The sequence below is a fragment of the Nonomuraea sp. NPDC049607 genome, assembly GCF_040675375.1.
Lineage (GTDB): Bacteria > Actinomycetota > Actinomycetes > Streptosporangiales > Streptosporangiaceae > Nonomuraea.
Genome location: NZ_JBFAOV010000037.1, coordinates 39,701 through 51,728 on the forward strand (window position 1 = coordinate 39,701; position 12,028 = coordinate 51,728).

A 12,028-nucleotide genomic window follows, 5' to 3' on the forward strand; every position below is an offset into this window, starting at 1 on the left:
GTGTCAGGGAAGGGCGTGGTGCCGGCGCTTGGCCTGCAGCAGGCCGACGAGCAGCGCGTCGCGGTCGGCCGTCATGGCTTCCTGGTCGATGCCGTCGAGCTCGTCGCGCACGCCGTCGACGAGCAGGCCGGCGAGTTCGGGGGTGAGCCGCGGCGTGCCGAGGTCGTCCATCCAGGTCTGGGCCGGCGGGCCGAGGTGGCGCAGGGTGTGCGCCATCCCGCCGGGTCCGCCCGAGAGGTGCTGGTTGACCAGCGGGCCGAGCAGGGCCCACCGCAGGCCGGGGCCGTGCGCGATGGCGGCGTCGATGTCGGCGACGCTCGCGACTCCCCGCTCCACCAGCGAGTACGCCTCCCGCCACAGGGCGGCCTGGAGCCGGTTGGCGAGGTGCCCGGGAACCTCACGCCGCACGAGCACCGGCCGCTTGCCGGCGGAGCGGTAGAAGTCCATCGTCTGCCGGGTGATGTCGAGGCCGGTGCGCTCGCCGGCCACGACTTCCACCAGCGGGATCAGGTGGGCGGGGTTGAACGGGTGTCCGACGAGCACCCTTTCGGGATGAGCGGGACACATCTCCTGTAGGTGGCTGGGCATCAGGCCCGACGAACTGCTGGCGATCGGGGCGCTCGGCGGAGTCGCCTCGTCCAGCGTGGCCAGCAGTGTGCGCTTGAGGTCGACGCGTTCCGGCCCGCTCTCCTGGACGAACCGCGCTCCGGCGACGGCGTCACCTGCGGTCGCGGTGAAAGTGAGCCGGTCGCGGGAGGCGCCGTCGGCGAGGCCGAGCCGGGTGAGCGCGGGCCAGGCCAGGTCGAGCGCGGCCCTCAACCGTTCCTCGGCGTCCGGGACGGGGTCGAAGGCGGTGACGTCGAGGCCGCGGGCGAGGAACAGAGCTGCCCATCCGGCGCCGATGACGCCCGTGCCGATGACGGCGACCGGCTGGTCCGCCGGGCTCTTCACGCCTGCCTCGCGCGGTCGCGGGCGATGGCGGTGAACGCGTCGAGCGCCGCCGGGTCCAGGAGGGAGCCGGCCGAGGCGACCTCGTCAGGGGCGGCGCCCAACAGGATCTTCTTGACGGGGACTTCGAGCTTCTTGCCGGTTCGTCCGTAGGGCATCGCGGGGACGGCCAGGACGGCGTCGGGCACGTGCCGCGGGGACAGTGTGGCGCGGATACGCGCGATCAGGCGGGCGCGTAACGGCTCGTCCAGGACGAGCCCGTCGGCGAGGGTGACGAACAGGATCAGCTCTCCCATGTCGCCCTCCTTGCTCTCCAGGTGGACGACGAGGCTGTCGGTGACCTCTTCGACGTCCTGCAAGGCCCGGTAGAACTCGGCGGTGCCCAGCCGGACGCCGCCGCGGTTGAGCGTGGCATCCGATCGGCCGGTGATGACGCAGGAGCCGTGGGAGGAGAAACGGCACCAGTCGCCGAAGCGGAAGACGCCGGGATAACGGCTGAAGTAGGTCTCGCGCATCCGGCGGCCGTCCTCGTCGCCCCACAGGCGTACCGGCATCGAGGGCATCGGCGTGGTGATGACGAGCTCGCCGACGCCGCCGACCACCACGTTGCCGTGCTCGTCGAACGCCTTGGCGTCCACGCCGAGGCTCGGCCCGGACATCTCCCCCTCCCACACGGGCTGCAACGGCGATCCCTGGACGAGGCCGGTGCACACGTCGGTGCCGCCGCTGCCGACGTTCAGCAGGACAGCGGGGCCGAACTGTTCGGCCACCCACCGGAAACCCTCGACGGGGAACGGGCTGCCGGCCACGCCGATCTGCCGCAGCCGGGACAGGTCGAACTCCTCACCCGGCCGCACCCCTTCCTTGCGGCAGGCCATCAGGTAGCCGGGGCTGGCGCCCATGAGGGTGGCGCCGGTCTCCTGCGCGAGCCGCCACTGCGCGCGCAGGTCGGGGTGGAGCGGGTTGCCGTCGATCATCACGATCGAGGAGCGCACGAGCAGCGCGGAGACCAGCGTGTTCCACATCATCCACGCCGTCGTGGTGAACCACAGCAGCCGGTCGCCGGGGCCCAGGTCCCAGTGGAAGGCGTGGTTCTTCAGGTGCTCCAGCAGGATGCCGCCGTGGCCGTGCACGATGGCCTTCGGCTTACCGGTGGTACCGGAGGAGAACAGCACGTACAGGGGATGGTCGAAGGGCACCGGCTCGAACCTCAGCGCCTGGTCCGTGGGCGCGGCGAGCTCCGTCCAGGACAAGGCGCCGGGGAGGTCGAGCCCGCCGTACGGGACGTGCACGACGTGCTCCAGCGAGGGGATGCCGTCCCGGATCGCCTGGACCTGCTCGCGCCGGTCGATCTTCTTGTCCCCGTAGGTGCAGCCCGCCACCGCGAGCAGGACGGCCGGCTCGATCTGGCCGAACCGGTCCACCACGGCGGGGGCGGCGAACTCCGGGGCGCAGCTCGCCCAGATGCCGCCGAGGCTCGCCGTGGCCAGGAACGCGATCAGTGTCTCCGGGCAGTTGGGCAGGTAGGCGACCACCCGGGTGCCGCGCCGCACCCCGAGCCGCCGCAGGCCGGCCCGGACGCGCCGGACCTGCTCGGCGAGCTCGGCGAAGGTGAGTTCGACGCGCGGCCGGGTCTGGGAATGGCCGACGACCGCGACCTGGCCGGCGTCCTCGGGCGTACCGAGGCAGTGCTCGGCGTAGTTGAGGGTCGCTCCCGGGAACCAGCGGGCGCCGGGCATGCCCGGTTCGGCCAGGACGCTGTCGTAGGGCGCGTGGGCCTTGATCTCGAAGTAGTCCCACACCGCTGCCCAGAAGTCCTCGATGCTGGTGACCGACCAGTGCCGCAGCTCGTTCCAGGTCGGTACGGTCACGCCGCGCTCGCGGGCGAGCCAGCCGATGAAGCCGGTGGCGTGCGCCCTGGCGATCTGCTCGGGGCCGGGGACGTACAGCGGCTCTGTCGGGGGGAGGGGGGTGCTCATCGGGCGGCTCCCGGAGGGCCGACTTTGGCGGCCCTGCCGTCGAGGAAGTCCTGTATCCGGGCCTTGGCCTCCGTGCTGCTCTGTGCCACGGCCGACATGAGGGATTCCAGGAGCAGCCCCGTCTCGGCGTCGGCGTCGGCGATGCGCGGCAGGGCGTGCAGGACGGCGTAGTTGGCGATCGGCGAGTTCCCGATGACCTGCCGGGCCAGGGCCAGGGCCTTGGTGATCCCGTCGCCTTCGGCCACCCGGTAGTCGACCAGGCCGCGGGCCTCGCCTTCCGTGGCCGTCAGGACCCTTCCGGTGAGCATCATGTCGATCATCGGCTGAGCTCCGATCAGCCGGGAGACCCGGACCGAGGCGCCGCCGCCCACGAAGAGCCCCCGGCTGCCCTCGGGGAAGGCGAAGAAGGCCGACTCCTCGGCGACGCGCAGGTGCGCGGCCGCGGCCAGTTCCAGGCCGCCGCCGATGACGGCGCCCTTCAGGACCGCGATCACCGGCAGGACACCGTGGCCGATCCGGTCCATCGCCTCGTGCCACCCGCGCGAGTGGTGCAGGCCGCCGACGGCGTCTCGTACGGTGAGCTCGCCGAGGTCGAGCCCGGCGGAGAAGTGTGCACCCTCGGCGGCGAGCACCGCGGCCATGGCCCACGGGGGCGGGGCGGCGAAGAAGGCGCCGAGCCCGGCGATCGTGGCCTCGTCCAGCGCGTTGCGTTTGGCCGGCCGGTTCAACGACAGCACCGCGATGTCCCCGTGGTGCTCCAGCGCCAGTGAGGGGGGCAGGTCAGGGCAGGGAGGGATCACAGGCTCTCCAATTGACAGGAATCCTGATGAAGAAGGCTGAAGTATCATCAGGTTTCCTGTCAATGACTGGCTGGGATACTGTTCGTCATGGCCAGCGCCCCGCCCCGCCCCACCCCGTCGCTGCTGTACGCCGTCAAACGGCTCGAACTGGCGATCAAGTCGCGCCTGGACGAGATGCTGCGCGACTCGGGCGTGACCACGCCGCAGTACACGGCGCTCACCGTGCTGCAGCACAAGGACGGGATGACCGCCGCCCAGCTCGCCCGCGACTCCTTCGTCACCCCGCAGGCCATGGCCGACCTGATCGGCGCCCTCGACCGGCGTCACCTCATCCGCCGCTCGCCCAACCCGGCCAACAAGCGCGAACTGCTGCTCTACCTCACCGACGAGGGCCGGGCGCTCCTCGACGCCCACGCCGAGGCCGCCGCCGAACTTGAGGACCGCATGATCTCGGGCCTGTCGCCCGACCAGGCCGACACCTTCCGCACCGCCCTCACCCTGGCGTGGACGACCCTGCGCCCGGCTCGAAAGTGATCAGCCTCCCGGCGCAGAGCGGGGATCGGAGGAGGCGCGGATGTCGAACCTCGCCTGGAGCAGCCGGCCGCCCGCGACACCGCGGCCCTCGATGAGGTCGACGAGCATCCCGACCGCGATGTCGGCCGTCTCGACCGGCAGGAAGCTGAGCGTGCTGACGGGCGGATCCGTGAACGGCGCTGTGGGATCCTCCGTCGCGCAGACCAGCAGCAGGTCGCCGGGCACCGACCTGCCGAGCTTGCGGATCCTGTCCAGGAGCAGGGACGGGCTGACCTCGACGAGCACGACCAGCGCGTCCGGCGGCTCGGGATCACCCAGCAACCTCTCCACCGCGGCCAGCGTCGGCTCGAAGCCGGGCCCGCCGAGCTGGGCCAGCAACGGGACGCGGCCCCTCTCCGCAGACCAGTCGAGGTAGGCCTGGACGGAATCCCGGTGGTAGCAGGCCGTGGTCGGGGCGCCGACCGCGGCGATCCGCCGGGCGCCCGCCGCCGCCAGGTGGTCGAGCACACCGCGCAGGGCCGCGCCGTAGTCGAAGTCGACCCATGGCCACGGTGTCCCCGCCACGGCTCTGCGGTCGGAGACCACGGCCACTCCCGCGGCGAGAAAGTCTCCGACCAGGGGGTCTCCCTCGACCGGATCCACCACGAACACGCCGTCGAGAGGCAGGTCCGTCCAGTAGTCGTCGGGGCCGGTGGTGGGCAGCAGCACCACGCCGTATCCGTGGGTCATGCCCGCGCGGGTCGTGGCGGCGGTCAGCCGGGCGAAGTAGGCGAGCTCAGTGTAGAACCACGGATGCTCGACGAACTCGCGGGCGGCGAGGCCGAGCAGGCGTGAGCGCCCGGCGCGCAGCCGCCGCGCCGTGGCGTTCGGCCGGTATCCGAGCCGGCGCGCCACCTGCCGGACGTGCTCGCGGGTGGCGTCGGGGAGGCGGCCCGCGCCGTTGAGCGCGTCCGAGACGGTGGTCTTGGACACCCCCGCCGCGCGGGCGACGTCGACCAGGCGTACGCGCGCGCCGACCTTACGCTCTGGCTCTTCCATGGGTCCGATCTTTGCAGGATGTCAGGCAATTCGCCACCTCGCTGACCGTTGCTGAATCGTTCCTTCAGTGTCTTGTGCAGGAACGTTCCTTCACCAATACTCGTGGCACTTTCCCGCACGAGGAAGAGGTGGTCCGATGCGTACCGCTCGTCTCGCCGCCGCGGCGCTGACCGTACTGGCGGCCGCTGCCTGCGGAGGCGGCACGGCCGCTCCGAAGGCGTCCGGAGCCGGCGCCTTCACCGTCACGGCGGACCTCCCGCCGGCCAAGGGCCCGGTGGACGCCGTGACCTGGGCGCTCTACGCGGAGCCGCAGTCGCTCGACTACGCCTACGCCTTCGATTACCCGCCCAACACCGTGCTCGCCAACGTGTGCGAGCAGCTCATGCGGATCACGCCCGACTTCCGGGTCGAGCCGGGGCTCGCGAGCAAGGCCGAATCGCCCAACCCCGGGCGCTGGGTGTACACGATCCGCGAGGGCGTGCGCTTCCATGACGGCTCGCCGCTCACCGCCGACGACGTGGTCGCCAGCATGCGCCGGCACATGGATCCGAAGGTGGGGTCGTACTGGGTCTCGTCCTACCAGAACGTCAAATCGGTGGAGAAGACGGGCCCCATGGAGGTCACCGTCCACATGAAGAAGCCCGACCAGCTGTTCAACGAGCAGATGGGCACATCGGCCGGGACCATCGAGAGCGCCGCGTTCCTGGCCCGCGAGGGTACCGGGTACGGCACCCCGGACAAGGGCGTGAACTGCACCGGGCCGTACTCGCTCGACAGGTGGGACAAGGGCCAGGCGATCAACCTCAAGCGCTTCGACGGCTACTGGGACGCCGCGCTCAAGGCCAGGGCCGCGACCGTCCGGAACGTCTTCATCTCCGACCCGGCGGCCCGCGTCAACGCCCTGCTCTCGGGCGAGGCGGACGGCAGCTACCTGGTCCCCACCACCGGCTTCACCCGCCTGGGCGCCGCCTCCAGCGGCAAGCTGTACTTCGGCCCCAACACCGCCGCCGTCAGCCTCATCCCGCTCGACCTCAAGGGCACGCTCGGCGACCTGAGGCTGCGCAAGGCGCTGTCCATGGCGCTCGACCGCAAGGACATCCTCAAGGCCAGCGTGGCCGGGGTCGCCACACCGGCCAAGGCGCCGGCGGCGATCGGCGCGTGGGGGATCGCCCCCGAGGCCGCCCAGCAGTACTACGCCAAGCTCCCCGAGCTGAACACCGACCTCGAAGCGGCCAAGAAGCTGGTCAAGGAGGCCGGCGGCACAGGCAGGAAGATCGTGATCGCCACGAGCACGATGGCTCCCGACATCGGCGTCATCGCCAACGCCGTCCAGGCCGCGGGCCAGGCCATCGGACTCCAGGTCGAGCAGAAGGCGGTGGCCCCCGACGCCTACTCCGCGCTGTTCTCCGACCCCAAGGCCCGCGAGGGCATCGACCTGGTCATGACCATCTGGTACGACTCGACCCCCGACCCGCTGGAGTTCTACGGGATCCTGCAGACCGGCAACTTCGCCAACTACGGCGGCTACTCCAACCCCGACTACGACAAGCTCGTCGACCGGGCGAGCGCCGAGGCCGACCCCGCGGCCCGCGCCGCCGTCGTCGCCGAGCTGCAGGAGATCGCCGTCCGGGACATGGTGTGGATCCCGCTGTACGAGGTGCCGCACAGCATGTTCCTCAACAAGCGGCTCACCGGCGCGCCCACCGGCATCACCCAGCTCGTCTATCCCTGGGCCGCGGTGCTCGGGTCGGCCGACTGATGGGCGCCTTCCTGGCCCGCAGGCTCGCCGGGCTGGTCGCGACCCTGCTAGGGGCCTCGTTCGCGGTGTTCTCCGCCGTGTACCTGGCTCCCGGCGACCCGGCCTCGTTCCTCACCCAAGGGCGTTCGGCGTCCCCGGAGGCGATCGCGGCGATCAGGGCCCAGTACCACCTGGACGATCCGTTCCTCACGCAGTACCTCAAATGGGTCGGCGGCGCGGTGACCGGGGACTTCGGCCGCTCGGTGCAGTTCCGCCAGGACGTGACCGGTCTGCTCCTGGCCAGGCTGCCCACCACGCTCTTCCTGGTCGGCTACGCCGGGCTGCTCATCGTGGCCGCGGGGCTGATCCTCGGCGCCCTGGCCGCGCTGCGGCCGGGCCCGCTCGACAGGGTCGTCCTCATCGGCACCGGGGTGGCCACCGCGACCCCCTCGTTCGTCGCGGCGATCGGCCTGATCTCGCTGTTCTCCGTCCAGCTCGGCTGGTTCCCCGCCTTCGGCAACGGTGAGGGGCTGGTCGACCGGCTCTGGCATCTGACCCTGCCCGCGGCCGCGCTCGCCCTGACGTTCGCCGGCCTGCTGGCCCGGGTCACCCGCGCGTCCATGCTGGAGGAGCTGGCCCGCGAGCACGTCGAGGTGGCGCGCTCGCGCGGCGTCCAGGAGAACGCGGTGATCCGGCGCCACGTCCTGCGCAACTCGCTCGGCCCGATCAGCACGGTCACCGGCACGGTGATCGCCGGGCTGCTCGTCGCCACCTCGATCGTGGAGACCGCCTTCGGCCTGTCCGGGATCGGGCAGCTGCTGGTCAGCTCGGTCACCGTCAAGGACTTCCCGGTCGTGCAGGCCGTCACCACCTTGATCGTCGTCGTCTTCGTGGGCGCCAACCTGCTGGTCGACCTGGTCCAACCGGCCATTGATCCGCGCCTGCGCAGGGCGTAGCGAAGGAGTCCCCTTGACAGCCGTGACCCTCCACCGCCGATACCGGCTCCCGGCCGACAGGACGACCGTCGCCGGCGTCGCCGTCCTGGCCGTCCTGGTGGCGGTGGCGATCCTCGCCCCGGTCGTGGCGCCGCACGACCCGCTCGCCATCGACTTCTCGGCCGCGCTGAGCGGCCCGAGCGCCGATCACCTGCTCGGCGCCGACCAGTCCGGCCGCGACGTCCTGTCCCGCCTGATCTTCGGCGCGCGGGCGGGACTGCTCGGCCCTCTCCTGGTGGTGACCCTGTCGACGGTGGCGGGCACCCTGCTCGGCGTCCTCGCCGCCTGGACCGGCGGGGTCGCCGACGCGGTCCTGTCGCGCGCGATGGACTTCGTCTTCGCCTTCCCCGCGCTGCTGCTGGCGATCAGCCTGGTGGCCATGTTCGGGCCCGGTCTGACCGCGCCCGTCGTGGCGATGAGCATCGCGTACACCCCCTACGTCGGACGGCTGGCGCGCGGCGTCGCCCTGCGGGAGATGTCCCGTCCCTACATCCACGCCTACCGGGTGCAGGGCTGGTCCGGCTGGGTCATCTGCCTGAGACACCTGGTCCCGAACGTCGTGCCGCTGATCCTCGCGCAGTCGGCGATCAACTTCGGGTACGCGCTCATGGACCTCGCGGCGCTGTCCTTCCTCGGGTTCGGCACGCAGCCGCCCGTCCCGGACTGGGGCGCCATGATCAACGAGGGCGCGTCCGCGCTGCTGCAGGGCGCCATGCTGCCCGCGCTGGTCCCCGGCGCCGCCGTCGTGGTCACGGTGGTGGCCTTCAGCATCGTCGGCGAGGGCATCGCCGACCGCGTCTCCGGGAGGGAGCGCTGATGCTCCAGATCAACGACCTGACCGTACGGCTGGCGCCCGGCCAGGCCGCACGGCCCATCCTGGACGCGGTGTCGCTGCGTGTCGCCCAGGGCGAGGCCGTCGGGCTCGTCGGCGAGTCCGGGTCGGGCAAGTCCGTCACCTGCCGGGCCGTGCTCGGCCTGCTGCCCCGGCAGACCGCCGTGAGCGGGCGCGTCCTGGTCGACGGCCAGGACGTGCTGTCGCAGACCGCCGCGGGACTGCGTGACCTGCGCCGTCGCCGAGTGGCGATGATCTTCCAGGATCCGCGGGCGTCGATCAATCCCGTCCGGCGGATCGGCGACTTCGTCACCGAGGGGCTGCGGGCGGGCGGCCTGCCGTACCGGCAGGCCCTCGATCGTGCGGAGGGGTTGCTGGAGGCGGTGGGCATCGAGGACCCGCGAGCCGCGCTGCGCCGCCACCCGCACGAGTTCTCCGGCGGGATGCTGCAACGGGTGATGATCGCCGGGGCGCTCGCCGCCGAGCCCGACCTGCTGCTCGCCGACGAGCCGACGACCGCGCTGGACGTCACCACACAGGCGGAAGTCATCGCGATCCTGTCGCACCTGAGAACCGAGCGGGGGATGGGCATGTTGTTCGTCACCCACGACCTGGAGCTGGCCGCGGCCATCTGCGATCGCATCTACGTGATGTACGCGGGCCGGATCGTCGAGGAGCAGGCCACCGGCGAGCTCTTCGCCCGGCCCCGCCACCCGTACACGGCCGGGCTGCTGGCGGCCACGCCCCGGCTGGAGTCGCACGAGCCCCCGCACGGGGTGCCGGGCAGGCCCCTGTCGCTCGCGGAGTCGCCGGACGGCTGCGCGTTCGCGGCCCGCTGCCACCTGGCCGTCGAGCGGTGCCGGGAGCGGCGGCCCGTGCTGGAGACCCTGGAGCACGCCCAGGTGGCGTGCCTGAGAGCGGGAGAGCCGGTCCATGACTGAGAACGTGCTGGAGGTCGAGGGGCTGCGCAAGGCGTTCGGCGGCAAGACCGCCGTGGACGGCGTCTCCTTCTCGCTGCGGGCGGGCGGCTCGCTCGCCGTGGTGGGCGAGTCGGGATCGGGCAAGACGACGACCGCGCGCATGCTCGTCGGCCTGGAGATCCCGGACGCGGGACGGATCGGCGTCGAGGGCCGCGACCGCTCGCGCGTCCCGCGCGGCCGCCGGGCCAGGCTCGCGCGGGCGCGGGAGATCCAGATGGTCTTCCAGGACCCCTACCTCTCCCTCGATCCGCGCATCAGCGTGAGCGAATGCGTGGAGGAGTCGCTGCGCCTGCATTTCGCCATGGACCGGCAGGCCCGGCAGGCCCGGCGCGATGAGCTGCTGGAACGCGTCGGGCTCGGCGAACGCGAGGCGGCCGCGCTGCCCAGACGGCTGTCCGGCGGGCAACGCCAGCGGGTCGCCATCGCCCGCGCGCTCGCCACCGAACCGAAGGTGCTCATCCTGGACGAGGCCACCTCGGCGCTCGACGTCTCCATCCAGGCGCAGATCCTCGACCTGCTGGCGCGGATCCGCCGCACTCTCGACATCGCCTACCTGTTCATCACCCACGACCTGGCCCTGGTCCGGCACGCGGCCGACGACATCGTCGTGCTGTACCGCGGCAAGGTCGTCGAGGCCGGGCCGACCGAGCAGGTCCTGGCCGCCCCCCAGCACCCCTACACCCGCCTGCTGCTGCATTCCGTGCCGCGGCCCGGCTGGGACCCCGTACAGATCGCCGCCGACCGGCGCGCCCTTCAGGAGATCATGTGAGTGACCTCGCGCACCTGCCCGCCACGCAAGCCCTGGAGCTGTTCAGGACCCGGGCTCTGTCGCCCGTCGAGCTCATGACCGCGGTCATCGAGCGGGCCGAGGCCGTCGAGCCCCGGGTCAACGCGCTCAGCGAGACGATGTTCGAGCAGGCGCTCGACCAGGCCAGGAAGGCCGAGCACGCCTACGTCCACGGGTCGCCGCGACCGCTCGAAGGGCTCCCGGTCGCCACCAAGGACGAGCAGCCGATTGCGGGAAGGCGGGCCAGCGACGGCTCCCTGGCCTACGCCGGCCACGTCGCCGACGCCACCCACCCGGTTGTGGAGCGCGTCATCGCCGCCGGCGGGATCGTCCACGCCCGCACCACCACTCCGGAGTTCTGCTGCGCCGCCTACACGCACTCCCGGCTGTGGGGCATCACCCGTAACCCCTGGAACCTGGACTATTCGCCCGGCGGCTCCTCCGGCGGCGCGGGCGCGGCCCTGGCGTCGGGGACGGCGACGCTGGCCACGGGGTCCGACATCGGCGGCTCGATCCGCCTGCCCGCCGCGGCCACCGGAACGGTCGGATACAAGCCGCCTTACGGGCGGGTGCCCGCGATGTCGCCGTACAACCTGGACCACTACTGCCATGACGGCCCGATGGCCCGCACCGTCGCCGACTGCGCGCTCCTGCAGAACGTCATCGTCGGGCCGCACCCGGCCGACGTCGTCTCCATCCGCCCCGCCGTACACGTCCCCGAACGCCTCGGCGACGTCGCAGGGCTGCGCATCGCGTACTCACCGGACCTGGGGAACTGGGAGATCGAGCCGGACGTCGCGGCCAACACCCGCGCGGTCGCCGACGCGCTGGCCACGGCCGGGGCCGTCGTGGAGCAGGTGGAAGTGCCGTTGCGGCGCGCCGACGTCATGCGCGCGGCCTTCATCCACTTCGGCGCCATCTTCGGCCCCATGGTCGCCGGCGTGGCCGACGCGCACCGCGACGAGCTCACGCCCTACGCCCTCGCCTTCGCCGAGGACTCTCGCGCCGCGCTGGCGCGCGACGGCTTCCTGGCCGGGCTGGAGCTGGAGGGCCGCGTCTACGCCGTGATCGGTGACCTGCTCGACCGGTACGACGCGCTGATCTGCCCCACCGCCGGCGCCGCCGCGCTGCCCGCGGGCGAGGACTACGTGGACACGAAGCTGACGGTCAACGGCGTCCAGCTCGACCACTACCTGGAGTATTCGCTGACGCCCGTGTTCAACATCGCCAGCCGCTGCCCCGTGCTCAACGTCCCGTCGGGCCTGTCGTCATACGGCGTGCCGACCGGGGTGCAGATCGTCGGCCGCAGCTACGACGACGCGACCGTCTTCCACATCGGCGCCGCCGTCGAACGCGTCCTGCCGTGGTCCACCCGCCCGCAGCTCTGAGGAGAGTTT

The 12,028-nt window shown here is 72.0% G+C and carries 11 protein-coding genes; 7 read left to right on the forward strand and 4 right to left on the reverse strand.

The window, feature by feature from the left end; all coding sequences use genetic code 11:
* Nucleotides 1-3: 3 nt before the first annotated feature.
* The 3 genes from AB0J97_RS42650 to AB0J97_RS42660 are packed head-to-tail and all read right to left on the reverse strand — an operon-like array spanning nucleotide 4 to nucleotide 3,727.
* Complete coding sequence (locus AB0J97_RS42650) at nucleotides 4-951, reverse strand: 3-hydroxyacyl-CoA dehydrogenase NAD-binding domain-containing protein (RefSeq protein ID WP_364100408.1); 948 nt, start codon at nucleotides 949-951, stop codon at nucleotides 4-6.
* Nucleotides 948-2,927: an acetoacetate--CoA ligase gene (locus AB0J97_RS42655; protein ID WP_364100411.1), complete on the reverse strand. Its 1,980-nt coding sequence runs from the start codon at nucleotides 2,925-2,927 to the stop codon at nucleotides 948-950. Before AB0J97_RS42655 ends, AB0J97_RS42650 begins: the two co-directional genes overlap by 4 nt.
* A complete protein-coding gene (locus AB0J97_RS42660; protein WP_364100414.1) occupies nucleotides 2,924-3,727 on the reverse strand; it encodes a crotonase/enoyl-CoA hydratase family protein in 804 nt (267 codons plus the stop codon). The genes AB0J97_RS42655 and AB0J97_RS42660 overlap by 4 nt, the downstream gene beginning before the upstream one ends.
* A gap of 87 nt (nucleotides 3,728-3,814) precedes the next feature.
* Here AB0J97_RS42660 and AB0J97_RS42665 point away from each other — a divergent pair, with 87 nt between their 5' ends.
* The gene (locus tag AB0J97_RS42665) at nucleotides 3,815-4,261 is read left to right on the forward strand and encodes a MarR family transcriptional regulator (RefSeq protein ID WP_364100417.1); all 447 of its coding nucleotides are present in this window, start codon (nucleotides 3,815-3,817) and stop codon (nucleotides 4,259-4,261) included.
* On the opposite strand, the gene AB0J97_RS42670 is transcribed toward AB0J97_RS42665, so the two are convergent.
* Nucleotides 4,262-5,299 (reverse strand): LacI family DNA-binding transcriptional regulator, encoded by a 1,038-nt coding sequence (locus AB0J97_RS42670; RefSeq protein WP_364100420.1) that lies wholly within the window; start codon nucleotides 5,297-5,299, stop codon nucleotides 4,262-4,264. It abuts the gene before it with no gap.
* Between the two features lie 136 nt (nucleotides 5,300-5,435).
* Here AB0J97_RS42670 and AB0J97_RS42675 point away from each other — a divergent pair, with 136 nt between their 5' ends.
* Genes AB0J97_RS42675 through AB0J97_RS42700 form a run of 6 tightly spaced genes read left to right on the forward strand, consistent with a single transcriptional unit; the run spans nucleotide 5,436 to nucleotide 12,019 of the window.
* Nucleotides 5,436-7,058, forward strand: a complete 1,623-nt coding sequence (locus AB0J97_RS42675; protein ID WP_364100423.1) for an ABC transporter substrate-binding protein — start codon at nucleotides 5,436-5,438, stop codon at nucleotides 7,056-7,058.
* Nucleotides 7,058-7,993 (forward strand): ABC transporter permease, encoded by a 936-nt coding sequence (locus AB0J97_RS42680; RefSeq protein ID WP_125645850.1) that lies wholly within the window; start codon nucleotides 7,058-7,060, stop codon nucleotides 7,991-7,993. Before AB0J97_RS42675 ends, AB0J97_RS42680 begins: the two co-directional genes overlap by 1 nt.
* Nucleotides 7,994-8,015: 22 nt before the next feature.
* Complete coding sequence (locus tag AB0J97_RS42685; protein WP_357704019.1) at nucleotides 8,016-8,849, forward strand: ABC transporter permease; 834 nt, start codon at nucleotides 8,016-8,018, stop codon at nucleotides 8,847-8,849.
* A complete protein-coding gene (locus AB0J97_RS42690; RefSeq protein WP_364100427.1) occupies nucleotides 8,849-9,805 on the forward strand; it encodes an ABC transporter ATP-binding protein in 957 nt (318 codons plus the stop codon). The genes AB0J97_RS42685 and AB0J97_RS42690 overlap by 1 nt, the downstream gene beginning before the upstream one ends.
* A complete protein-coding gene (locus AB0J97_RS42695) occupies nucleotides 9,798-10,613 on the forward strand; it encodes an ATP-binding cassette domain-containing protein (protein WP_357703775.1) in 816 nt (271 codons plus the stop codon). Before AB0J97_RS42690 ends, AB0J97_RS42695 begins: the two co-directional genes overlap by 8 nt.
* Nucleotides 10,610-12,019 (forward strand): amidase, encoded by a 1,410-nt coding sequence (locus AB0J97_RS42700; protein ID WP_364100431.1) that lies wholly within the window; start codon nucleotides 10,610-10,612, stop codon nucleotides 12,017-12,019. The genes AB0J97_RS42695 and AB0J97_RS42700 overlap by 4 nt, the downstream gene beginning before the upstream one ends.
* Nucleotides 12,020-12,028: the final 9 nt, after the last annotated feature.